The sequence below is a fragment of the Streptomyces sp. NPDC054834 genome (assembly GCF_053611185.1).
In genome coordinates this window covers 107,529-130,423 of record NZ_JBSGZV010000009.1, presented here as the reverse complement: position 1 = coordinate 130,423, position 22,895 = coordinate 107,529, and the positions used below count along the sequence as shown (strand labels likewise).

General features: G+C 72.3%; 16 protein-coding genes. 7 read left to right on the top strand and 9 right to left on the bottom strand.

Annotated elements, in window-relative coordinates:
• Nucleotides 1-78 precede the first annotated feature (78 nt).
• Nucleotides 79-3,198 (top strand): BTAD domain-containing putative transcriptional regulator, encoded by a 3,120-nt coding sequence (locus ACWGJM_RS15140; RefSeq protein WP_453412117.1) that lies wholly within the window; start codon nt 79-81, stop codon nt 3,196-3,198.
• Here the strand turns inward: ACWGJM_RS15140 and ACWGJM_RS15135 are convergent.
• The 9 genes from ACWGJM_RS15135 to ACWGJM_RS15095 all read right to left on the bottom strand — a co-directional run bounded on the left by ACWGJM_RS15135 (nt 3,164) and on the right by ACWGJM_RS15095 (nt 15,275).
• The gene (locus ACWGJM_RS15135) at nt 3,164-6,064 is read right to left on the bottom strand and encodes an AfsR/SARP family transcriptional regulator (protein ID WP_453412116.1); all 2,901 of its coding nucleotides are present in this window, start codon (nt 6,062-6,064) and stop codon (nt 3,164-3,166) included. The two genes, ACWGJM_RS15140 and ACWGJM_RS15135, sit on opposite strands and share 35 nt — an antisense overlap.
• 96 nt (nt 6,065-6,160) lie before the next feature.
• Complete coding sequence (locus tag ACWGJM_RS15130; RefSeq protein ID WP_453412115.1) at nt 6,161-7,432, bottom strand: methylaspartate mutase; 1,272 nt, start codon at nt 7,430-7,432, stop codon at nt 6,161-6,163.
• Nucleotides 7,432-7,860: a cobalamin B12-binding domain-containing protein gene (locus ACWGJM_RS15125; protein ID WP_266529243.1), complete on the bottom strand. Its 429-nt coding sequence runs from the start codon at nt 7,858-7,860 to the stop codon at nt 7,432-7,434. The genes ACWGJM_RS15130 and ACWGJM_RS15125 overlap by 1 nt, the downstream gene beginning before the upstream one ends.
• Before the next feature lie 35 nt (nt 7,861-7,895).
• Nucleotides 7,896-9,170: a histidinol-phosphate transaminase gene (locus ACWGJM_RS15120; protein WP_453412114.1), complete on the bottom strand. Its 1,275-nt coding sequence runs from the start codon at nt 9,168-9,170 to the stop codon at nt 7,896-7,898.
• Between the two features lie 27 nt (nt 9,171-9,197).
• A complete protein-coding gene (locus tag ACWGJM_RS15115) occupies nt 9,198-10,472 on the bottom strand; it encodes an ATP-grasp domain-containing protein (RefSeq protein ID WP_453412113.1) in 1,275 nt (424 codons plus the stop codon).
• A 67-nt stretch (nt 10,473-10,539) separates the two neighbouring features.
• Nucleotides 10,540-11,220 carry a uracil phosphoribosyltransferase gene (gene upp, locus ACWGJM_RS15110; RefSeq protein ID WP_453412112.1) on the bottom strand — a complete coding sequence of 227 codons (681 nt, stop codon included), beginning with the start codon at nt 11,218-11,220 and terminating at the stop codon, nt 10,540-10,542.
• 13 nt (nt 11,221-11,233) lie between these two features.
• The gene (locus tag ACWGJM_RS15105; protein WP_453412111.1) at nt 11,234-12,424 is read right to left on the bottom strand and encodes a cytochrome P450; all 1,191 of its coding nucleotides are present in this window, start codon (nt 12,422-12,424) and stop codon (nt 11,234-11,236) included.
• On the bottom strand, nt 12,414-13,235 hold the full coding sequence (locus tag ACWGJM_RS15100) for a thioesterase II family protein (protein ID WP_453412110.1): 822 nt from the start codon (nt 13,233-13,235) through the stop codon (nt 12,414-12,416). Before ACWGJM_RS15100 ends, ACWGJM_RS15105 begins: the two co-directional genes overlap by 11 nt.
• A gap of 6 nt (nt 13,236-13,241) precedes the next feature.
• Complete coding sequence (locus ACWGJM_RS15095; protein WP_453412109.1) at nt 13,242-15,275, bottom strand: amino acid adenylation domain-containing protein; 2,034 nt, start codon at nt 15,273-15,275, stop codon at nt 13,242-13,244.
• A gap of 278 nt (nt 15,276-15,553) precedes the next feature.
• Between ACWGJM_RS15095 and ACWGJM_RS15090 the strand changes: the two genes are divergently transcribed.
• Genes ACWGJM_RS15090 through ACWGJM_RS15065 form a run of 6 tightly spaced genes read left to right on the top strand, consistent with a single transcriptional unit; the run spans nt 15,554 to nt 22,881 of the window.
• Nucleotides 15,554-16,444 carry an acetaldehyde dehydrogenase (acetylating) gene (locus tag ACWGJM_RS15090; RefSeq protein ID WP_453412108.1) on the top strand — a complete coding sequence of 297 codons (891 nt, stop codon included), beginning with the start codon at nt 15,554-15,556 and terminating at the stop codon, nt 16,442-16,444.
• Nucleotides 16,441-17,496: a 4-hydroxy-2-oxovalerate aldolase gene (gene dmpG / locus ACWGJM_RS15085; protein WP_266529219.1), complete on the top strand. Its 1,056-nt coding sequence runs from the start codon at nt 16,441-16,443 to the stop codon at nt 17,494-17,496. The genes ACWGJM_RS15090 and dmpG overlap by 4 nt, the downstream gene beginning before the upstream one ends.
• Nucleotides 17,490-18,770 (top strand): DegT/DnrJ/EryC1/StrS aminotransferase family protein, encoded by a 1,281-nt coding sequence (locus tag ACWGJM_RS15080; protein ID WP_453412107.1) that lies wholly within the window; start codon nt 17,490-17,492, stop codon nt 18,768-18,770. Before dmpG ends, ACWGJM_RS15080 begins: the two co-directional genes overlap by 7 nt.
• Nucleotides 18,767-19,936 (top strand): FAD-dependent oxidoreductase, encoded by a 1,170-nt coding sequence (locus ACWGJM_RS15075; protein WP_453412106.1) that lies wholly within the window; start codon nt 18,767-18,769, stop codon nt 19,934-19,936. Before ACWGJM_RS15080 ends, ACWGJM_RS15075 begins: the two co-directional genes overlap by 4 nt.
• 30 nt (nt 19,937-19,966) lie before the next feature.
• On the top strand, nt 19,967-21,652 hold the full coding sequence (locus ACWGJM_RS15070) for an AMP-binding protein (RefSeq protein WP_453412105.1): 1,686 nt from the start codon (nt 19,967-19,969) through the stop codon (nt 21,650-21,652).
• Nucleotides 21,649-22,881, top strand: coding sequence for a cytochrome P450 (locus ACWGJM_RS15065; RefSeq protein WP_453412104.1), 1,233 nt, complete (start codon nt 21,649-21,651; stop codon nt 22,879-22,881). The genes ACWGJM_RS15070 and ACWGJM_RS15065 overlap by 4 nt, the downstream gene beginning before the upstream one ends.
• Nucleotides 22,882-22,895: the final 14 nt, after the last annotated feature.

Below are 22,895 nucleotides of genomic sequence, written 5' to 3'. Positions count from 1 at the left end.
GCCCCCGGCATGGCGTACACAGCTCAAGAGCAACAAACCGCGTCCCTGGCAGATCTGTCGTTCGAGGCTTTCGGTGTGATGACGGCTCGGCGCGGGGCCGAGCAGGTGCCTCTCGGTCCCCCACGGCACCGGGCCGTGCTGGGACTGCTGCTGATCCGGCTGGGCCAGGTGGTGCCCGCCGAGCAGCTCGTCGACGAACTGTGGGGCGACAGCCTCCCCAGACGCCCGCAGGCCACCCTGCAGACGTACCTGTCCCACCTGCGGCGGGTGCTGACGGGGCGGCACGGGCCGATCGCCCCGCTGCGCTACCAGGCCCCCGGGTACGTCCTGACGGTGGAGCCGGGCACGTTCGACCTGTCCCGGTTCGAGAGCCTCGTCTCCCAGGGGCAGCGCCATGTGGCCGACAGCCGGCTCCATGACGCCCGCGACGTGTTCGACAAGGCGCTGCGATTATGGCGGGCCGACCCCTTCCTGGACCTCGCGGCCTACACCCCGCTCGCGGAGGAGGCCGCCCGCCTGAGCCTCCTGCGGACCACCGCCGTCGCGGCCCACGCCGACACGCTCCTCGCGCTCGGCGAGGCCGGTGACGCCGTCGCGCTGCTGCGCCGCGAGGTGTCCCTCCAGCCCACCGACGAACGCCTGGTCGGCAGCCTCATGACGGGCCTGTACCGCCTGGGCCGGCAGGCCGAGGCGCTCCAGCTGTACGACCGGACGCGCGCCTACCTCTCCGAGGAACTCGGGGTCGCCCCGGCCCGCGAGCTCCAGCGCGTCCACCTCGCCCTGCTGCGCCACGAACTCGACGACCAGACGCCCGCCCCGGCCGCCGTCGAGGTACGCGTCCGGCCCGGCGCCGTGGCCGAGCGGGAGGCGGAGGGGCCCGCGCCGGCGGACGGTCCGGCGGCCGTCCCCGAGGCCGGACAGCGGGGTACGGCACCGGCGGCCTGGTCCGCCTTCCCCTGCCGCGACGACGCCCTCGACGCTCTGCGGTCGTCCATCACCGGCGCCCTGCGCGGCAGCGGGCACACCACCGCCGTCGTCGGCGAGGCGGGCGTCGGCAAGACCGAACTGGTGGCGCGGGCCACGGATCAGGCGCAGCCGCCGCACCCGCAGGCGGAGGTGATCCGCGTCAACTGCCGCGGCAGCGAGGGGATGCCCGTCGGCTGGGTGTGGCAGCAGGTGCTGCGCCGGCTCGACATCCTGTACGGGGTGTCCTTCGACGACCTGCGCAAGCAGTGCGCCGAACGGCATCCGATGACAACGCTGTCGGAACCCCCCTCGGACCAGTTGGACTTCCTCGCCCAGGACGTGCTGTGCGAGGCGATCCTCCAGTGCGCCGACGACAGCCCGCTCCTGCTCGTCCTCGAAGACGTGCACCGGGCGGACCGGCTCACGCTCGACGTGCTGGGACTGTTCAGCAGCCGCACACAGGGGCGGCCCGTCAGCGTGGTGATCACGGTCCGCGAACCCGGTCTCGGGGCCGGGCCCGACACCGACGGCCCGCTCGTCGACCTCCTGGCCGACTCCCGCACCAAGGTCGTGCACCTGGACAACCTCACCGAGGACTACGTCCGGGCCGCGGTCACGGCCCAGGCCGGGCCCGGCGTCGACGCGTCCGTCGTACGGGCGCTGTACGAGCGCAGCGCCGGCAACCCCTACCTCCTCGACCAGTTGCTCGCCGACGCCGGCGGGGCGCGGCGCCTGCGCGACCCCCGTGCCGCCGACGTCGTCCGCGCCGGGATCCCGACGGGCGTCCGCAGCATGCTGCGCCGGCGGTTCGCCGAGCTGCCCCCGCGCGTCCTGCACCTCCTCCAGTGCTGCGCCGTGCTCGGCGGCGAGGCGGCGCTGGCCTCGCTGACCGCCATGCTGGACGACGGCGGGGCCGGCCACGACGTCCTGGAAGAGGTCCTGGGGACCGGGCTCATGCGCAGCGACCCCGACGACCCGCACCGGCTCGTCTTCCGCTACGGCCTCATCCGCGATGTCCTCCTGGCGGAGCTGCGCTGCCAGGAGCGGGCGGCCCTGCACGCGCGCGCCGTCGGCGTGCTCGGCGCCCGCCACGGCGGCTCCCCCGAGGTGAGCGAGCAAATGGCCGAGCACGCCTGGCAGGCCGTGCTGGCCCTGCCGGCCGAGGACGTGCTGCCGCACCTCAGGCGCGCCGGCGAACAGGCCATCGGCGACGGCGACTACCGGCGCGCGCAGACCTGGTTCGAGCACGCGCACACCTTGCTCTGCGCCTCGCCCCGGGACGGTGACGCGGCATCCGAGCAGACGCTGGACCTGCGCACCACGCTCCTCTACACGGCGAGCGTCACCCGCGGTTACGGCGACCGGCAGGTGGCGGCCGAGGCCGGGCGCATCCGGAAGCTGTCCGCCGCCACGGCGGGCCGGACCACCGAGGAGGGCGCCATGCTGCTGCAGCAGTTCGCGGCCGAACTGGTCACCGGCCGGCACGCCGAGGGCGCCCGGCACGTGGAGCAGCTGCGCGCCCTCGCCGAGCGGTCCGGCGCCCCGGAGATCCGGTTCTACGAGCGGATCGCGCGCGGGCTGCTCCAGCTGCCCAGCGAGACCGCCGACGCGCTCACCTCCCTGACCGAGGCGGAGCGAATGGCCGAGAAGCTGACCCCCGAACAGCGGGAGGGCATGATCCGCCGCTCCCAGCACGACCCGCGGTTCCTGGCCACGAACCATCGCGTCCTCACCCTGTGGCTGCTCGGCGCCACCGACGAGGCGCGGGCGCTGTGCGAGGAGCTGCTCGTGGCCACCGGCCGGGACGGCACGCCGGTCGACCATGCGAGCGCGTACTACTTCCACTCCCTGATAGCGGCCCTGGGCGAGGACCCCCACGGGGCGGCGGCCTCCAGTGGCCGGGGCCTGGACATCGCCCGCGCCCACGGGCTGAGCCACTGGACCGCCATGCTCCAGGTGTGCCGGAGCTGGGCGCTCCAGCAGACCGGCGAGGCCGCCGCGCTCGACAGCCTGGAGTCGGCGGTCGCCGAGCTGCGCGAGCGGCGGCTGCTCATCCGGCTGCCGCTCCACCTGGGCCTGCTGGCCCACGCCCAGCACAGCAGCGGGGCGGTCGAGGACGCCAGGCGGACGCTGCGGTCGTCGGCCGCGGAGGTCAGGTCCCGCGGGGAGTTCGCCTATGTGAGCCGCACTCTGCCGTTCACCCGGCTGTGTCCCCTGACGTCCGTTTCGTAGCGGCCGGGTCGTCGGCTCCTTCGCCTCTCAGCCGGGCGCGGGCCTGTCCGGCCTCGGGGTGGCCGAGTCCGTCGAGGATCCGCACCGCCTCCCGCCACAGGGGCAGGGCGGCGGCGCGGTTTCCCCGGGCCTCGTGGGTGTCTCCCATGTGCAGGAGGGTGTCGGCCTCCAGGTAGCGGTCGTTCATGTGCTGGTAGAGCTTCAGGGCGCGCTCGTAACAGCGGAGGGCTTCCTCGTGGTGGCCCAGGTGGTGGTGGGCGTAGCCGAGGCTGTCCCAGGCCGCGGCCTCGCCGTTGGTGTCGCCGCTCCCCTGGTGCAGGGCCACCGCCTGGGCGCACACGGCCAAGGCCTGCTGGTAGGCGCCGTTCAGGATGTGGGTCCAACCCGTCTCGTTGAGGACGAGCGCCTGTCCGGTGAGGTTGCCGACCGCCCGGTACAGGTCGAGGGCCTGCGCGTAGTGGCGCAGGGCCGCGTCGTGGTCGTCGCGGACGTTGGCCAGGAAGGCCAGCGACCGGTGCGTGCGGGCCTGGCCGCCCTGATCGCCGAGTCCGGTGAACAGGGCCATCGCTTCCTGGAGTTCGGTGTGGGCCCGGTCGTCCTGGGCGAGGCGCCCGTACGCGAATCCCAGGGCCCGGCGGGCCTTCGCCTCGCGGCGCCGGTCCTGGAGCGCGAGGGCGGCGTCCACGGCGATGGACTGGATGTCGATCTGGTCCTGCCAGCGGCCCCTGCGGTCCAGGTACAGCTCCAGGGTCTGGGCCAGCAGCCAGGCGCGGTCCGGGTAGCCCGTGCTCCCGGCCCGCTCCACGGTGGCCAGCAGCACGGGCAGTTCCCGCTCCAGCCAGGCGGCGGCCGAGGCCGGGTCGGTGAGGGGCTCCAGTTCGACGCCCGGTTCGGCGGGGGCGTCGGGGGCGGCGTCGATGCGGTCGGGGGTCAGCGCGGTCGTGGCGGCGTGGGCGCCGTGGACGTAGTGGTCGAGCAGCCGCCGTACGGCTGCTGCGCGCGTGTCGGCGTCGTCGTGGTCCTGGAGCTGCTCGGACGCGTAGATCTTGAGCATGTCGTGGAAGACAAAGCGGTTCGGCAGCGGCCGGATCATCAGGTGGGCGTCGGCGAGCTTGGCCAGCAGCGTCGTGGTCCGGCGCGGCGGCAGCGCGGCCAGGCTCGCCGCGGCCGAGGCGGACAGGTCCGGTCCGGGGTGCAGGGACAGCAGCCGCAGGAGCCTGGCCGCCTCGGGGCCGAGGCCGTCGAGGGACCAGGAGAAGACGGTGCGCAGGTCGGTGTAGGGGTCGTCGTCGGCGAAGGCGTCGAGGCTGTCGTGGTCGGCCCGGAGTTCGGCGGCGATGGAGGCGAGGGAGAAGCCGGGCAGGGTGGCCGCGCGCGCCGCGATGACCGCGAGGGCGAGGGGCAGGCGGTGGCAGAACTCCACGATCGCGTCGACGGCCTCGGGTTCGGCGGCGGTGCGGTCCTGGCCCAGGTGGCGCGCGAGGACCTCACGGGACTCCGCCTCGCTGAGCGGGCCGAGGATCAGGGGGGCGGCTCCGTGGGTGGCGACGAGGCCGCGCAGCTGGGTGCGGCTGGTGATGACGACGAGGCAGGTGCAGCTGCCCGGCAGCAGGGGGCGTACGTGCTGCGAGTCGCGCGCGTTGTCGAGGACGATCAAAACCCGGCGGTCCGCGAGGATGCTCCGGTAGAGGGCCATCTGGGAGTCGAGGTCGGCGGGCAGGTGGCGGGCGGAGACGCCGAGGGCGATGAGGAACGAGCGCAGGGCCTCGGCGGCGGTGACGCAGGGTCCGCTCGCGTCGAAGCCGCGGAGGTTGACGTAGAGCTGGCCGTCGGGGAACCGGGGCGCGAGGCGGTGGGCGAGGTGCACGGCGAGGGCCGTCTTGCCCACGCCGGCCATTCCCTCGATGGTGTTGATCACCGCCGAGCTGGTCGCGGAGGCTTCGTCGAGCTTGTCGAGGGCGCTGGTGATCCGGGCCAGTTCGTCCCGGCGGCCGACGAAGGTGCGTAGGTCCAGCGGGAGTTGGGTGGGACGGACCGTAGCCGGCGCGTTCGGCGGCGTGGGGTTCTCCGCCGGCGGGGCTTCCCGGCGCTCGTCCTTCGGTGTCGCGGCCTGTTCCGAGCTGCGCAGCAGGCTCGCGTGGGCGAGGCGGAGCTCGCGGCCCGGCTCGATGCCGAGCTCGTTCTTCAGCCGCAGGCTCATCTCCTGGAACAGGCCGAACGCCTCCGCCTGACGCCCCGTCCGGGCGAGCGCCTGGATCAGCCGGGCGTGCACCGCCTCGTCCAGCGGGTACCGCGCGATCGCCCGGTGCAGCAGGGGCAGGACCGGGGCGGGTGTGCCCAGCGCCAGCATCAGGTCGGCGCCCTCGCGCAGGGCCGCCAGGTGTTCGCTGTCGACGGCGGAGAACAGGGGATGCACCCGGATGTCCGGGGAGACTCCCTGCGCTGCTTCTCCGCGCCAGAGGGAGAGGGCCTGGGTGTAGAGCTCGGCGGCGGCGCTCACCTCGCCGTCGTCGGCGGCGTCGCGGGCGCGGGCGAGAAGTTCACGGAAGCGCAGCAGGTCGAGGGTGGTGGCGTCGGCGTCGATGCCGTACCCCCCGGCGCGGCGCACCAGCACGGCGCCCGGGGCGCGGGGCGGGAGGTCGGGCTCCAGCAGTTTCCGCAAGGAGCCGATGTGGCGGTGGACGACGTTCACGGCGCTGTTCGGAGGGTCGCCGTGCCACAGGACGTCGACGATCTGGCTCAGGCCGACGGTCTGTCCGGCGTGCAGCAGGAGCAACGCCAGCAAGGCGCGCTGCTTCGGTGGTCCGAGGGGTAACTCGGCGCCTCTCCGCCACACTTTGACCGACCCCAGGACCGCGAACCGCATGTGATGATCCTGGTCTTCTTTCATCTTCACTGGTCCCGGTAGGAGGATCTTGAACGCTCCAACCCTAGTTCGTGATCTTCCTCGCCGTGCGGCCCGTCAACGAGGGTGGCTGGTCCGGGACGGGTGGTCGTAGCGCCGTTCGTTGTAACTGAGCATGTCGAGGAGGCCCCGGGCGGTGAGCCGCTGCCGGTTCCCGGCCAGATCGCGCGCCCGGGGAATCGGCACCCCTGCGGGGTCGGCCCAGGTGAGCCGGCCACGGTCGTCGATGCGGGCCCGGCAGCGGTTCGCGTTGTCCTGGTGCAGGCAGAACGGGATGTCGAGGTGCCCGAGGGCGAACGCGCGGACGAGCGCCTTTCCGACATCGCTGCTGAGGGTCAGCGTGTGCGTGATGATCGCCTGGGCCTCCTCGTAGATCCCGGAGTCCGGAATTCCGGCCGGTTCGGCCACCGCCTCCCGCTCGGCCGCCCTCGCGGCGCGTTCCAGGGCGTCGACGTTCTCCGTGATCGACGGGATTCTGCTGGCCTCCACCGCGGTCTTGACGATCAGCCGCTCGGTCCCGGATCTGGCGGCGAGCCTCGCACTCGCTTCGAGCAGCCCGTACGCCCCCTGTCGGCTGCGGGGATAAACGCCCATGTAGGTGTACAGGACGGCGTGCCAGTCGGTGTCTCCGAGCCATTCCTTCGCCAGGGCGCGCAGGGCGTGGATCGCCTCGATGTCCTGTTGCTGATTCGTCTGCTGGGCGTAGCTGACGGAAATGTCCCGCAGTCCGTGTTCGCGGAAGAACAAGCCTTCCAGAACGCTCAGGGAGATCAGCAGGCTCGGCGGGCACAACTGTCCCAGCATGCAGCCGCCGAAACTCTCCAGATGCACCGGTTCGCTGATTCCCGCGAGCATCTCGCAGCATTCCGCCCAGGCGTCGACGGCTTGTGCCAGAGGGACGCGGCTGTACGGCAGACAGTAGGAGACAGGGCCGCCTTCGGTGGCGTCGGCGCCGGCCGCCACCAGTCCCTCGAACAACTCGCGGGGCAACGCCGAGCCGTGCCTCACCTGCACCGGGAAGTCGTCGCCCGCGATCCCGGCGAGCACCTCGCGGGTCACCGCCGCGCCGTGGGCCACCAGCGGGAACCCGTTGAGGTCCGCGCCCTTCTCCAGAGCGAGAAGGGCCGAGGCGTGATCGTTCACCCGTGTGTAGCTGTCGACGGTGATGGTGCCCATCGTGGCCGCGTCGACGTTCCTGACCGCATCGAGTCCCGCGCGCATCTGCTCGACCGTGCCGAACCCCATGCGCGGCTGGACGACCAGTTTCCCTTCGCTCGACGCCCGCCGGACGAACCGGGTGAAGCGTCCGGGTCCGGCAGGAGGTGCCATCAGGTACTCCGGATTTCCGTAGAGGCGACGCGTTTCGGCGCGGGCGTGCCCAGTCCGAGGCAGTCGAGGAACCGGTCGAGATCGGCGTCCGCCTCGAACACCGCGTCGAAGCCGTTCGCGACCAGTTCCGCCCGGGACCCCGCGTGCCGGGAACCGTGGACGCCGAGCTTTCCCCCGATGACGACTTTCATGGAGGCGAGCCCCGAATGCCCGCGAATCTTTCTGATCAGCCGTAGGCCGTCGATATGGCCGTGCCCGTTGACCGTGCTGATGACCAAGGCGTCCGGACGGATTCTGAGGCATTCGGACATGACCAGTTCGTCCGGAGTGCACGCGCCGAGGTTGACCACCTGTCCGCCGTTCTCCTCAAGCAATAACTGGAGAAAAACGAGGTTCCACATGTGGGAATCCGACGAAACACTGGTCACGACGAATGTCCTTCCGTTTCCACGGGAAACAGAATTCACGGGCGGTTCATCTCGGCCGCTGCCAGGAACGCGTCATTGTCCTCCGCGGTTCCTGTCGTCACGCGCACGCCGTCACCCGGATAGGGCCGTACGTCGACTCCGGCCGACGCGCACGCGGCGGCGAACTCCTGGGCACGAGCGCCGAGCGGCAGCCAGAGGAAGTTCGCCTCCGAGGGCGGCACGTCGAATCCCAGGGCGAGCAGTGCGGCGCGGACGCGGTCCCGTTCGGCGGCCGTGTCCTGGACGCGGCCGAGGAGCTCCTTCTCCGCCGCCAGCGACGCGACGGCGGCGGCCTGGGCGACGTCGCTGACACTCAACGGCATGACCATGCGCTGGACGCGGGAGATCAGGCCGGGCTCCGCGAGCAGGTAGCCGACGCGCAGGCCGGCGAGGCCGTACGCCTTGGAGAAGGTGCGGGCGACGATCAGGTTCGGCCACGCGGTGAGCAGGCGGGCACCGAGGCCGGGGTCCCGCGCGTATTCGCAGTACGCCTCGTCGAGCACGACCAGGCACGTGCGCGGGACGGCGTCGCGGAACCGCAGGAGGTCGGCCTCGCCCGACGCGGTGCCGGTGGGGTTGTTGGGGTTGCAGAGCAGCACCAGGCGGGTGTGCTCGTCGACCGCCGCGGCCAGGGCGTCGAGGTCGTGCCCGTCCTCGGCCAGCGGGACGCGTACCGTGCGGAATCCGGCGAGGTCCGCGAGCACCTCGTAGCCGTCGAAGGACGGCCACGAGTAGGCGACGGCTGCTCCCGGTTCGGCGGTCACCGTGAGCAGTGCCTGGAGGAGCGTGATCGATCCCGCGCCCACCGCGACGCGGTCCGGGGAGAGGTCGTAGTGCCGGGCGAGTGCGGCGCGCAGCGCTCCGCAGGCCGGGTCCGGGTACCGGTTGGCCTCGGCGGCGGCGCGGGTGATCGCGTCCAGCACGGACTCGGGGGGCTGGAACGGGGTTTCGTTGCGGGCGAGTTGGTGGGCGGGGGCGGGGCGGTCGGGGTGGAAGCCGTCCTCGCCGCCGAGCAGCCGGGCGAGCCCGGCGTCCTGGGGAGCTCCCCCTCCGGTGAGCTTCTCCAGGAACTCGGCGATGTCCGCCAGCGTCTTGAGGCCGAACAGGTCCTCGTCGGCGATGGTGACGCCGAGGCGCTGGCTGAGCGCCAGGGAGAGTTCGAAGGTGGCGAGGGAGTCCAGGCCCGCGTCCTCGCGGCTCGCGTCCGGGGACACATGGTCGGCCTCCACCTCCAGCTCCTCGATCATGATCGTCTTCAGCAGTTCGTACACAGGTCCTCCGGTCCGATCGCCGGGCCGCTACGCGTCGGCCGGCTTCCTTCGGGGCGTCTTCCAGCGCTCGGGCACCGCGTTGGTCCGGTGCTCCCAGACGACGTTGTCGTCCCACCACTCCTCGATCCGCCGCAGCTCCGCCCCGGTGTCCGGCTCGGTGAGCCGGAAGACCATCTCGGCGACGGGCCGGCCGAGTCCGGGGGAGCTGCCGTAGAGGCGTCCGACGTCGCCGCAGGGCCGGTAGCTCACCGTCCCCGGCAGCGGGCACGTGTCGGGCAGCGCGCGCAGGACTCCCTTGGCCGGCGGGAACCAGACGAAGCCGAGCCGTTCGCCGGTCGGGCGGATCTCGACATGGTCACCGCGTCCGGCCTGGCCGAGCAGGCTCGCGCCGTAGAAGTTCATACCCAGCACGGCTTCGTGGACGTCGGTGACGAGGGCCGCGCCCGCCCGGCAGGCGATCTCGCAGACGACCACGCGGTCGTCGGCGGTGTGGAACAGTTCGAGGTGGAAGGCGCACAGGTCGGGTACGGCGGGCAGCGCGGCCACGACCTGCCGCGCGGTGCTGCGCAGCCGCTCGGACAGGGGGTGCTCGTCGGGCATCATCCCCGTCATGGTCGGGGCGTCGTAGGCGACCGAGAACCAGTCGGAGTACAGGTTGCGGGAGGGCACCGCCAGCACCACCTCGCCGTCCTTCATGAGGCCGTTGACGTGGTAGAAGTCGCCCTCGACCCAGGCTTCGGCCAGCCGGGGGGTTCCGGTGGCACGCTCCGGGAGGGCGCGCAGGTCCTCTTCGTCCATCAGGACCACGGTGCCGTTCGACGCGCCGGAGTCGAGTTCCTTGACGACGACCGGGAAGCCGACCTTCCACGTGAACTCGGCGAGTTCGTCGTTGGACCGGAACTTGCGCATGGGGGCGACGTCGATGCCCGCCGCCGCCAGGGTCGACTTCATGACGTGCTTGTCCCGGTACGCCGTGGCCGAGGCGAGGCTCTGGCCGGGCAGGCCGAGTTCGGCCCGCATGCGCGCCGCGCGCAGCACCTCGCGCTCGCCGAGCGACAGGATCCGGCGTACGCCGAACCGCCGGGCGAGGTCCAGGAGTTCGTCGTCCGGCAGCTCCCAGAGGTTGGGCACCACCTCCAGGTGGAGGAAGCGCTGTGCGTACGCGGCGATGTCGGCGGAGGGGATGTCCGCTCTCGTGGTCACCACGACCAGCTCCCGCGCGGCGTCGGGGAACCACTCGTGCAGGCGCGAGACGATCTCCTTGGTGTTCAGCAGGAGAAACGGCCCCTGTTCGGCCTTCATGTGCATCCTTCGATCAGTCGTCGTTTCACGGTCTTCCAGGCCGGTCGGGGAAGCCGCCGCGCACGCGTCAGGCGTCCGTGCCGAAGTAGCGGTCCCCGAAGTCCCCGATGCCGGGCAGTATCCACGCGTCCTCGGTCAGCCGCTCCTCGATGGCGGAGGTCACGATCCGCACCCGCGGGTACTGCTCGCTGACGGCGCTGATGCCCTCGGGGACGGTGATGAAGTTGACGAAGACGATGTTCTCCTCGGGCACGCCGAGGTCCGTCAGCACCCGCAGCGCCGCCAGCGCGGTCCCGCCGGTCGCCATGACCGGGTCGAGCAGCAGGACGTGCCGCCGGGCGATGTCGGCGGGCAGGGCGGTGTAGTAGAGGCGGGCCTCTTTGGTCGTCTCGTCCCGCTGGATGAGGATCTTCCCGATCCTGATCCCCGGGCAGACGTCCCGCAGTTCGCCCTCCATGCTCTCCCCGGCGCGCACCACGGTGACCCCGCACAGCCCGGAGGCGAAGCGCAGCCCCTGGTAGGCGGCGCCGGTCGGGGTGCGGACCTCGTGCGGCTCGAAGGGCAGCAGGTCCATGCCCGCCTCGATCAGCAGGCGGATGATCCGGCGCGCGTAGCGGACGAAGTCCTCGCGGCGGGCGTCCCGGTCGCGGATCGCGGTGTGCAGGGCGCACAGTTGGTCGGTCTGGGGCAGCAGACGGACGTTGGTGCCGAGGTACTTGTCGATCGAGGGGGCGGTCGGCGTGGTCATGGGGCAGCTCTCCTCAGGCCCTCGGAACGAATTTCACGGGAAGCGAGTCGAACCCCCACAGCAGGTTCGAGCGCAGGCGGCGGACCTGGCCGGCGAGTTCGGCGACCTCGACCCGCGCCAGGAGTTCCTCGAACATCACCGTGAGTTCGAGCCTGGCGAGCGAGGAGCCGATGCAGTAGTGGTTGCCCTGGATGAAGCCCAGATGGCGGTTGGGTTCGCGCTCGATGTCGAAGCGGTCGGGGTCGTCGAAGACCATCTCGTCGCGGTTGGCCGAGGGCAGCCACGCGACGACGTGGTCCCCGGCGCTGATCAGCTCGCCGCCGAACTCGACGTCCTCGGTCGCGGTGCGCAGCGCGTGCATGACGGGCGAGGTGTAGCGCACGATCTCCTGGATCGCCGAGGGCATGAGGGCGGGCTCGTCGCGCAGGCGGTGCCACTGGTCCGGGTTGTCGATGAGGGCGAGCAGTCCGCCGACAGTGGCGTGCCGGGTCGTCTCGTTGCCGCCGGAGACCAGGGCGTCGCAGTTGTAGAGGATCTCCTGGTCGGTCAGCGGGGCGCCGTCGATCTCGCCGCACACCAGGGCGCTCATGAGGTCGTCCTTCGGCTCCCGCCTGCGCTGCGCGGCGAGGTCCTGGAAGTGGAGCAGGATCTCGGTGTGGGCCTGGATCTTGCGCGCCTCCTCGGCCTCGTCGAGGGCGGTGGAGCTCCAGGCGAAGCGGGTGCGCTCGACCATGAAGTCCCAGTCGGCGGGCGCGACGCCGAGCATGTCGCAGATGACCGAGACCGGCAGTTTCTGGGCGACGCGCGTGAACTCGCACTCCCCTGCGGCCAGCGCCTCGTCGATGGCCTTGGCGGCCGTCTTGCGCATGGTGGCCTCCAGCCGGCTCACCATGCGCGGGGTGAACGCCGAGCTGACGACCTTGCGGATCTTGTCGTGCCGGGGCGGGTCGGTGATGTTGAGCATCTTGCCGGCTGCGGCGGCGAGGACCTGCGGGTCGGAGTCGAGGCGCATCCCGTTCTGGGAGCTGAACACGCGGGGGTCGGTCAGCATGTCCGTGCACAGGCCGTGGGTCATCACCGCCCAGAAGTGCTCCCCGTTGGCCCGCTCGTTGCGGTAGACGGGGTGTTCGGCGCGCAACCGCGACCAGACCGGTCCGGGGTCGGAGTCCCGGTACAGGAGCGGGTCGGACAGGTCAACGTTCATCAGCTCTCCCGGTGTCGATCGTGGTGGCGGGACGGAGGACCTCGCGCAGGGCGTGCAGGACGTCGTCCGGGTGTTCTCCCAGGTAGAAGTGGCCGCCGGGGAAGGTGCGGAGCGTGAAGCGGCCCCGGGTCGCGCCGGCCCAGGCGCTCGCGTCGCCGACGCCGACCGCCTCGTCCCGGCGGCCCACGAACGCGGTGACGTCGGTCCGCAGGGGCGGGCCGCCGGCGCGCGGGACGTAGGACTGGACGATGCGGTAGTCGTCGCGGACCGCCGGCAGGAAGGCCGAGCGCATGTCCGGGTCGTCCAGCAGGCCCGCGTTGCCGGAGCCCAGCTCCTTGAGGAGGGCCACGAGCCGGTCGTCGTCCAGGAGGTGGGCGCCTTCCTGTCCGGCGAAGGGGCGCACCCGGTGGGGGGCGCCGCACCCCGAGACCACGAGGTGGCGTACGGCGCCGCCCCGGCTGCCGGCCGTGAGGCGGCGCAGGACCTCGTAGCCGACGACGGCGCCCATGCTGTGCCCGAAGAAGACGGCGGGACGGTCGAGGAGTCCGCGCAGCTCCTCGGTGACCTGGTCGGCGAGGGTGTGCAGGTCGGGCGGGAACTCCTCCCGGATCCGGTTCTCGCGGCCCGGGTACTGGACGGCCCACACCTCGGCCCCGGCGAGGTCCCGGCCGCCCCAGTCCCGGAAGTAGCTGGCCGCGCCCCCGGCGTGCGGGAAGCACACGAGCCGGGCCGGGGCCGAAGGCTCCGGCGGCCCGAAGGTGCGCAGCCAGGGGCTGTCGGGCCGCGCGGCGGCGATCTGTCGCGGTGCCACCGCCGGTCAGCTCCGCCCGGCGCGGTCCGCCGCGCCGTCGCCGGTCGCCCGGGTGACGGCTTCGGCGAGCCCGGCGATGGTCGGGGACTCGAACAGCACGCGGGCCGTCATGGCGACGTCGAACCGGGCGCGGATGCGGGCGATGAGGCTCGCGGCGAGCAGGGAGTGTCCGCCCACCTGGAAGAAGTCGGCGTCGACGCTGATGCCGCGGCGGCCGAGGATGTCGTCCCAGATGTCCGCCAGGACCGCTTCCACGGGGGTGCGCGGCGCGATGTGGACGGCCTCGCCGTCGTCGTCGGGTTCGAGGGCGAGCAGGGCGGTCCGGTCGATCTTCCCGTTGGGGGTCATGGGGAAGGCGTCCAGGACGTGGACGGCCGTCGGGATCATGTACCAGGGCAGCCGGCTCCGCAGGTGGGCGATCAGTTCGGCGGCCGGCGGTGCGGTCCGCTCGTCGGCGGTCACGAAGCACACGAGGGTGCTGTCGGGGCCGTCGCCGGTCACCTGGGCGACGCACGACCGGACGTCCCGGTGCTCGGCGAGCACGGTCTCGATCTCGCCGAGTTCGATGCGGTAGCCGCGCAGTTTCACCTGGTGGTCCCGGCGGCCGAGGAACTCCAGGCAGCCGTCGGCGTCCGCGCGCACCAGGTCCCCGGTGCGGTAGAGCCGGCTGCCGGGCACGCCGGAGAAGGGGTCGGGCAGGAACCGCTCGGCGGTGGTCTGCGGCGCGTTGAGGTAGCCGACGGCCACGCCCGCCCCGCCGATGAACAGCTCGCCCGGCGTTCCCGCCGGGACCGGCCGCAGGGCGTCGTCGAGGACGTACGTGCGGACGTTGTCGATGGGGCGGCCGATCGGGACGGAGCCGTACTCGCCGGCCTCCCAGTCGGCGCCCGGCTCGTGGACCGTCGTGGTGATGGTGCCCTCGGTGGGGCCGTAGACGTTGAACCAGCGGATGTCCTCGCCGACCCGTTTCTTCCAGGTCAGCAGCGCCTGGCGGGCCGCCTTCTCGCCGGCCACGATCATCGTGCGCAGCCCGGACTCCGTGGCCAGCCGCAGCAGACAGTCCTCCTCCGCGACCCAGCTGTGCCAGAAGGCCGTGGGCACGCTCAGGAAGGTCGTGCCGGTGTCGATGACCTGCTGGGTCAGGGCCCGGAACGTCTGGCGCAGGGGGTCGCTGCCGAGGACGAGGGCCGCGCCGTGCAGGAGCGGCGGGAAGATTTCCTCGGCGGCGGCGTCGAAGCTCACCGGCCTGCACTGCAGGACGCGGTCGCCGGGGGCGAACGCGAAGTGCCGGTTCACGGCGGAGCTGTGGTTCGCCAGGGAGCGGTGCGTCACCAGGACGCCCTTGGGGCGGCCCGTGGAGCCGGAGGTGTGGATGACGTAGGCGGCGTCCGCAGGAACCGGGACGGGGCTGTCCGGCGCGGGCGCGGTGGGCAGGGCGTCGATGTCCTGCCGGTGCTGGTCGAGGCAGACGATCTCGCCGTCGTAGTCCGGGAAGAGCGGGCGAAGCGGCTCCTGGGTCAGGAGCAGGCGTGCGCCCGTGTCGGACAGGACGTACCGCAGTCGCTCGACCGGGTACTCGGGGTCGAGGGGCACGTAGGCGGCGCCGGTCTTCAGGACGCCGAGCAGGGCCGTGATCATCTGCGGCGACCGCTCGACGCACAGGCCCACGAACGCGCCGGGCCCGACGCCGCGCTGCCGCAGGTGTGCGGCCAACTTGCTGGAGTCGTCGTCGAGTTGACGGTACGTCAGCTCCTGGTCCCGCCAGATCAGGGCCGGCGCCTCGGGGGTGCGCGCGGCCTGGGCGGCGAACAGGTCGTGCAGGCAGGCGCCCGCGTCCTTCCCGGCGTCCGGGAGTCTCGCGGGCCGGATGTCCGGCCAGTGGGCGCCGATGTACTCCAGGCACTCCCGGCGGCTCGCCGCCCGGTGCGCGACGCGCCAGCCCGGCGGTACGTCGAGGCCGCCGGCCCACAGAGCGTGCCGGTTCTCGCTGTTCACCAGGACCAGAGAGACACCGTTGTCGTCATGAATCGGGTTGACCACGGCTCGCAGTCCCCTTCGGATGCTAAAGGTGCGGCGTACGGACTGGCGTTGTAGCGGGGGAAGCCCCCCGGGGTGGTGCCCGCACAGCATGTCGCCGCGTCCCTGCAAGGACCTCGCCGCCTCGCTTGCCCCGCCCGCGGCGACGACCGGTCAGCGCGACGGCGAGCCGTCGGCAAGGCCCCGGTTCCAGGCTGGGCCGCGTAGGGACCACCGCGGCCGGCCTCCGCGGGCGGTCCCAGGGCGGATCACGCCGCACCTTGACGGAAAGGCGACCGTACATGCAAGCAACTGGACGGCTGTCCGTATCGGTCCTCGGCGCCGGACTCATCGGTATGGACCTGGCGACCAAGATCATGCGCTCAGACTGTCTCGACCTGCGGCTCGTCGCGGGGCGGCACGACGCCGCCGAGCTGCGGCGGGCGGCTCGGCGCGGGCTGCCGGTGGCGACCGGGGGCATCCAGTCCCTCGTCGACGCCGAGGAGGACTTCGACGTGGTGTTCGACGCCACCAACGCGTCGTTCCACGCCGAGCACGCGGAGAAGCTCGCGGCGTCCGGGGCGATGATCGTCGACCTGACGCCCAGCAGAGTCGGGCAGATGATCGTCCCGACCGTCAACCGGGAGGACATCGGCTCCCACCGCGACATCAGCATGGTGACCTGCGGCGGGCAGGCGTGCGTACCGATCCTGCACGCGATCGCGAGAGTGCACGAGATCGACTGCGTCGAGGTCGTGACCACGGCCGCCACCCTGAGCGTGGGCCGCGCCTCGCGCCTGAACCTCGACGAGTACGTGCAGACCACGCAGGACGCGATCCGCTGGTTCACCGGCGTCGAGGACGTGAAGGCGCTCGTCAACATCAGCCCCGCCCGGCCCGCGGCCACCTTCAGGGTCGCCATGTACCTGCGGGGCCGGGACCTCACCACCGACTCGGTGCGCGCGCTGGTGACGAGAGCGGCTGACGAGATCCGTACGTACGTCAAGGGATTCGGCGTCAGCGTGTGCACCGTCAACGACTCCACGGCCTTCGTCTCCGTGGAGGTCACCTCGTCCGGCGACCGGCTGCCGCACTACGCCGGGAATCTCGACATCATCAATTCCGCCGCGATCCAGGCCGCCGAGTGTTACGCGGCGGACCGGCTCGCACTGGCAGGCAGGGAGACGGCATGAGCCAGGAAGCGGGCAGGCCGGTCCAGATCCACGACCCGACGCTGCGCGACGGCCAGCACGCCGTGCGGCACAGCCTCGGCGCGGAGCAGTTCCGCGCCTATCTGAAGGCCGCGGACGCCGCGGCCGTCCCGGTCGTCGAGGTCGGCCACGGCAACGGGCTGGCCGCCTCGTCCCTCCAGGTCGGCCGGGCCCGGCTGAGCGACGACGAGATGATGTCGATCGCCCGGGAGACCCTGACGACCAGCAAGCTCGGGGTCCTCATGTTCCCGGGCTGGGCCACCACCCAGGACATCAAGAACGCCCTCGCGTACGAGGTCGACCTGGTGCGCATCGCGACGCACTGCACCGAGGCCAGCGTCGCCGAGCGGCACCTCGGCTTCCTGCGCGACGAGGGCGTGGAGGCGCACGGCATCCTCCTGATGACGCACATGGCGAGCCCCGACCAGCTCGCCGAGGAGTGCGCGCGCCTGGTCGGGTACGGCGCCACCGGCGTGGGCATCCTCGACTCCTCGGGGCACTTCCTGCCCTCGGACGTCACGGCCCGCATCGGGGCCATCTGCGCCGCCGTTGACGTGCCGGTGATGTTCCACGGGCACAACAACCTCGGCATGGCCGTGGCGAACTCGATCGCGGCGGCTCAGGCGGGGGCCGGCATCCTCGACGCGTGTGCCCGGGGCTTCGGCGCCGGCGCCGGCAACACCCAGCTGGAGGTCCTGGTGCCGGTGCTGGAACGGCTGGGATTCCGGACGGGCATCGACCTGTACCGGCTCCTGGACGCCGCGGACATCGCCGGGCGGGAGCTGATGCCGGCGCCGCCCACCATCGACTCCGTCTCCATCGTCAGCGGGCTGGCCGGCGTGTTCTCCGGGTTCAAGAAACCGGTGCTCGACATCGCAGCGCGGGAAGGGGTCGACCCGCGCGACGTCTTCTTCGAACTCGGCAGGCGTCAGGTGGTCGCGGGCCAGGAGGACCTGATCGTGGAGGTGGCGCTGGCCCTGCGCGCCGCCCGGGACGGGGGAAGCCCGGCGGGCCGTGGGACCGGCTCATGCTGACCGTGAACGAGAACTCCCGGTACTTCGTGCCGGCCCCCGCTGTGGGAAGCATCCTCGGGGAGGCCGAGCTGGCCGCGCTGGGCGAGGTCGTCCGCTCCGGCGAGAGCCTCTCGCAAGGGCGGTGGCGGGACGCGTTCGAGCAGGCGATGCGCGAGCACGTCGGCAGCCGGTACGCGATGACCGTCACCAGCGGAACCGTCGCCGTCGCGCTCGCCGTGCACCTGCTGGACCTCGCCCCCGGTGACGAGGTGATCGTGACCCCGCAGACCTTCAAGGCCACCGCCGACCCCTTGCTGGCCCACGACGTGACGGTCCGCTTCTGCGACGTGGAGCCGGACACCCTGAACGTGGACGTCGACTCGTTCGAGTCGCTGATCACCCCGCGGACCCGGGCCCTGATCCTGGTCCACTACGGCGGCCGGCCGGCCCGCATGGACGAAATCATGCGGGTGGCCCGCCGGCACGGCGTCCGGGTGATCGAGGACTGCGCGCACGCGCTGGGCGCCCTCTACCGCGGCCGGCGGCCGGGCGTGCTCGGCGACATCGGGTGCTTCAGCTTCCACTCCAGCAAGAACATCACGACGCTCGGCGAGGGCGGCATGCTCACCTTCGACGACCCGGAGTGGGCCGAGCGCGTCGACCGCATCCGCTCCAACGCCGCCGACGGGGTCCTCGTGCCGTCACCGCTGCCGGCCGGGCCGTACGACCGCTCGGAGCCCTGGATGATGTGGGCGGGGGACTCGTACGAGAAGGAGTGCCTGCGTATCCGGCACCCCGGGAGCAACGCCACGCTCAGCGAGGCCGGGGCGGCCGTGGGGCTCGTCCAGCTGGAGCGTCTCGGGGAGCTGGCCGGGCGGCGGCGGTGGATCGCCGGGCGCCTCGCCCAGGCGCTGGCGGAGTTCCCGCAGGTGCGGCTGGCCGACGTGCCCGAGGACATCCACCACCCCCACCACCTGTTCACCTTCTTCGTCCGGCCGGGGCAAGGGGTGAGCCGCGACGAGGTGATCCACGCCCTCGAAGATGCCGGGGTCCAGGTGCAGGTGCGCTATTTCCCCCTGCACCTGCGCCCCGAGTGGCGGGGCCGGGGCCACCGGCTCGGCGAGTGTCCGGTCACCGAGCGGCTCTGGTTCCACGAGCAGGTCAACCTGCCCTGCTACCCGTCGATGACCGACGGCCAGGTCGAGCACTTGGTGCTGGCCCTGAAGTCCGCGCTCACCGGACGGCGGGACACCGGCAAGGGCGGCACGTCGAGTTACGAGGAGGCCCGGGCATGACGGAGTCCTATGACGTGGTGGTCGTGGGAGGCGGGCCCGTGGGCCTGGCCACCGCCTGGCAGGTCGCCGAGCGCGGCCACCGGGTGCTGGTCCTGGAGCGGCACACGTTCTTCAACGAGAGCGGGGGCACCAGCGGCGCCGAGCGGCACTGGCGGCTCCAGTACACCCAGGAGGACCTGTTCCGCCTGACGCTGGAGACCCTTCCGCTGTGGCGCGCGCTGGAGAGCCGCTGCGAGCGCCGCCTCATCCACGAGATCGGCAGCCTCTGGTTCGGGGACACCGACGTGGTCACCAACGAGGGCCAGATCTCGGGGACCGCCGCGATGATGGACAAGCTCTCGGTGCGCTACGAGTGGCTCAAGGCCACCGACATCGAGCGGCGGTTCGGGTTCCGCGGCCTGCCCCGGGACTACGAGGGGTTCCTCCAGCCCGACGGCGGGACGATCGACGTCAGGGGGACGCTGGCGGCGCTCTTCACGCTCGCCCAGGCGGCCGGCAGCGCCCTGCGCGCCGGTGAGACGGTGACGGAACTCGTGCCGGACGCGGACGGGGTGAGCGTCACCACCGACCGGGGCACCTACCGGGCCGGCAAGGTGGTGCTGGCCTGCGGCCCCTACACCAACGACCTGCTGGAACCGCTGGGCGCGCGCCTCGCGTACTCGGTGTACGAGATGGCCATCGCGGCCTACCGGCAGGCCCAGCCGGTGGACGAGGCGCCGTTCTGGTTCGCCTTCCAGCAGCCGACGCGGGAGGACACCAACCTGTTCTACGGGTTCGGCCACAACCCGTGGGCGCCCGGGGAGTTCGTGCGCTGCGGGCCGATCTTCGAGGTGGACCCGCTCGACCACCCGTCGGCGGCCACCGGCGTCGCCGACCGGCGCCAGATGGACCGGCTCTCGGGCTGGCTGAGGGACCACCTGCCCACGGTCGACCCCGACCCGGTGCGGACCTCGACCTGCCTGGCCGTACTGCCCACGGACCCCGAACGGCAGTTCTTCCTCGGCACCGCGCGGGACCTGATGACGCACGGGGAGAAGCTCGTCGTCTACGGGGCGGGCTGGGCGTTCAAGTTCGTCCCGCTGTTCGGCCGGATCTGCGCCGACCTGGCCGTGGAGGACTCCACCGCGTACGACATCTCACGGCTCGCCCCGCAGTCGGCTCTCTGACGTGGCAGCGAGAAAGGAAGGTGACAGGGCGTGAGTTCATTTCGTCCCGAGGATCCCGGCCTCCCGAGGATTCCGCCGGATCGCGCGCGGGAGTACCGCGACCGCGGGTGGTGGCGTCCCGAGCGGGTCGACCGGCTGGTGCTGCGGCACGTGGACGAGGATCCCGAGAAGGAGGCCGTCCGCGGCCCCGGCGGCCGGCTGACCCGGCGCGAGCTGGCGGACGCGGTCGCCGGCGCCGCCGCCCGGCTGGCCGGCCTCGGGATCGCGCGCGGGGACCGGGTCCTGGTCCAGCTCCCGAACGACCTGGAGCTGGTCGTCCTGCCGCTGGCGCTGATGCGGCTGGGCGCCCACCCGGTGATGGCGGTGCCCACGCTGCGCCGCCGCGAGCTGCTGGCGGTCGTGGCGGCCACCCGGCCCACGGCCGTGGCCGTACCGCGCCGCTGGCAGCGCTTCGACCATGTCGCGCTGGCGAGGGAACTGCGGGAGAGCTGCCCGAGTATCCGGCGCATCCTGGTCGCCGACCGCACGTCGGACGCCGTTCCCGAAGGCACCGAGGACCTGGTCGAGCTGTGCCGTCCCGATCCCGGGGCGAGGCCCCTGCCCGATCTGGGGCCGCCGCTGGCCGACGAGCCCGCCGTCTTCCTGCTGTCCAGCGGGACCACCGGCCCACCGAAGGCGATCGCGCGCGCCCACGAGGGCTACGGCTACATGATCCGGACGGCCGCCCGGTGGGCCGGGCTGTCGCCGGACACGGTGTACCTCGCCGTCATGTCGGGGGCGCACGGGTTCGTCCTCAACTGCCCCGGCATGTTCGGCGTCCTGGCCTTCGGCGGCCGGGTGGTCCTGGGCTCGCCGGGAGACCCCGGGGCGGCGCTCGACCTCATCGACCGGGAGGGGGTGACGCACACGACGCTGGTGCCCGCGCTGGTCACCCAGTGGCTCAGCGAGGTCGGGCAGCGGGGCCGCGGGCCGACGTCGCTGCGCGTGCTCCAGGCCGGCGGCGCCCGTCTGGAGCCCGCCCCGGCGGCCGAGGCGCACAAGCTGCTCGGCTGCACCGTGCAGCAGTGCTACGGCATGAGCGAAGGGCTGCTGACCTACACCGCGCTGGACGACCCCGGTGACGTCATCGCCCACACCCAGGGGCGGCCGGCCTCACCCGGCGACGAGATCCGCATCGTGAACGAGGACGGCACCGTGGTGGCACCCGGCGCGACGGGAGAGCTGCTGACCAGGGGCCCGTACACGGTCGCCGGGTACTACGCGGCGCCGGAGGCCGACGCGCGCGCCTTCACCGACGACGGCTTCTACCGCACCGGCGACCTGGCACGCCTCCACCCGTCGGGCGGGCTGGTGGTGGAGGGCCGGATCGGCGACGTCATCAACCGCGGCGGGGAGAAGATCTCCGCCGGGGAGATCGAATCGCTGCTCGCCGAGCACCCCTTGCTGCGGGCGGTCGCGGCGGTCGCGATGCCGCACCCGGTGTGGGGGCAGACGGTCTGCGTCTTCGCCGTCCCCTGCGACCCGGAGCAGCAGCCGACGCTGCTCGGCCTGCGCCGCTTCCTTACCGAGCACGGAGTCGCCACGTACAAACTGCCCGAGGAATTAAGGGTGGTGGACGCCCTCCCGATGATCGGCGTCGGCAAGATCAACCGGGTCGCGCTCCGCGCGGCGGCAGCGGACCGGCAGGCCCGAGAGGAACGGGAACCCATCCCATGACCGAGACGCTCGACCACGACATTCCGTCGTTCCCGATGGCCCGCGCGTGCCCCATGCACCCGCCCGCCGAGTACCGGGAGCTGCGCGGGCGGGAGCCGGTCAGCCGGGTCCGGATGCCCGACGGCCAGGTGGCCTGGCTGGTCACCAAGCACGAGCTGGCCCGCAAGCTGCTCGCCGACCCGCGGGTCAGCGCCGACCGCCTGCACCCGGCGTTCCCGGGACGGCTGACCGCCGAGCAGCGCGCGGCAACCGAGCGCGTCCGCCGGCTCAGCACCCGGCGGTCCATGATCCACCTGGACGGGGCCGAGCACGGGGCCCACCGCAAGATCCTGACCGGCGAGTTCTCGCTGCGCCGGATCGCCGCGCTGCGCCCGCGTGTCCAGGAGATCGTCGACCGGAGCATCGACGAGATGCTGGCCGCGCCGCAGCCGGCCGACCTCGTCGAGCACGTGTCGCAGGCGGTGCCGTCGCTGGTGATCTGCGAGCTGCTGGGCGTGCCCCACGAGCAGCGCCGCGACTTCCACGAGTGGGCGGGCATGCTGGTCAGCCGGTCCGTCTCGATACGGGAGCGCGCCGCGGCCTCCGACGCGCTCAACGACTTCCTGGAGGACCTCGTCACCGAGAAGGAGCGGGGCGAGCCCACCGACGACCTGATCGGCCGGCTCATCGCGCGCAACCGGCAGACGCCGGTGATGACGCACGACGAGATCGTCGGCACCGCCGTCATGCTGCTGATCGCCGGGCACCAGACCACCGCGAACATGATCTCGCTGGGCGTGGTCGCGCTGCTGGAGAACCCGGAGCACAAGGCGCGGATCGCGGCCGACCCCGCGCTGCTGTCCCCGGCGATCGAGGAGATGCTGCGCTACTTCAGCGTCGTGGAGAACGCGCCCGCCCGGGTCGCCACCGAGGACATCGAGATCGGCGGCGTCACGATCCGCAAGGACGAGGGCATCGTCGTGTCCGGGCTCGCCGCCGACTGGGACGACGAGGTCTTCGAGCACCCGGACCGGCTCGACTTCGAGCGCGGCGCGCGCCACCACGTCGCCTTCGGGTACGGGGTCCACCAGTGCCTCGGGCAGAACCTGGCCCGGGTGGAGCTGGAGGTCGTGTTCGAGACGCTGCTGCGCCGGGTGCCGGGCCTGTCGCTGGCCGTGCCGGCCGAGGAGCTGCCGTACAAGGACGACGCCGGGATCTACGGCATCTACCGGGTGCCGGTGAACTGCTGAGGAGAGGGGCACGC

What these genes read in the sequence shown, in the direction of transcription:
- upp (WP_453412112.1), bottom strand. Translation starts at nt 11,220, where the DNA reads ATGACCACGCCGACCGCCCCCTCGATCGACAAGTACCTCGGCACCAAC.
- ACWGJM_RS15140 (WP_453412117.1), top strand. Translation starts at nt 79, where the DNA reads ATGACGGCTCGGCGCGGGGCCGAGCAGGTGCCTCTCGGTCCCCCACGG.
- ACWGJM_RS15115 (WP_453412113.1), bottom strand. Translation starts at nt 10,472, where the DNA reads ATGAAGGCCGAACAGGGGCCGTTTCTCCTGCTGAACACCAAGGAGATC.
- ACWGJM_RS15075 (WP_453412106.1), top strand. Translation starts at nt 18,767, where the DNA reads ATGACGGAGTCCTATGACGTGGTGGTCGTGGGAGGCGGGCCCGTGGGC.
- ACWGJM_RS15105 (WP_453412111.1), bottom strand. Translation starts at nt 12,424, where the DNA reads ATGAACGTTGACCTGTCCGACCCGCTCCTGTACCGGGACTCCGACCCC.
- ACWGJM_RS15065 (WP_453412104.1), top strand. Translation starts at nt 21,649, where the DNA reads ATGACCGAGACGCTCGACCACGACATTCCGTCGTTCCCGATGGCCCGC.
- dmpG (WP_266529219.1), top strand. Translation starts at nt 16,441, where the DNA reads ATGAGCCAGGAAGCGGGCAGGCCGGTCCAGATCCACGACCCGACGCTG.
- ACWGJM_RS15080 (WP_453412107.1), top strand. Translation starts at nt 17,490, where the DNA reads ATGCTGACCGTGAACGAGAACTCCCGGTACTTCGTGCCGGCCCCCGCT.
- ACWGJM_RS15130 (WP_453412115.1), bottom strand. Translation starts at nt 7,432, where the DNA reads ATGGCACCTCCTGCCGGACCCGGACGCTTCACCCGGTTCGTCCGGCGG.
- ACWGJM_RS15135 (WP_453412116.1), bottom strand. Translation starts at nt 6,064, where the DNA reads ATGCGGTTCGCGGTCCTGGGGTCGGTCAAAGTGTGGCGGAGAGGCGCC.
- ACWGJM_RS15090 (WP_453412108.1), top strand. Translation starts at nt 15,554, where the DNA reads ATGCAAGCAACTGGACGGCTGTCCGTATCGGTCCTCGGCGCCGGACTC.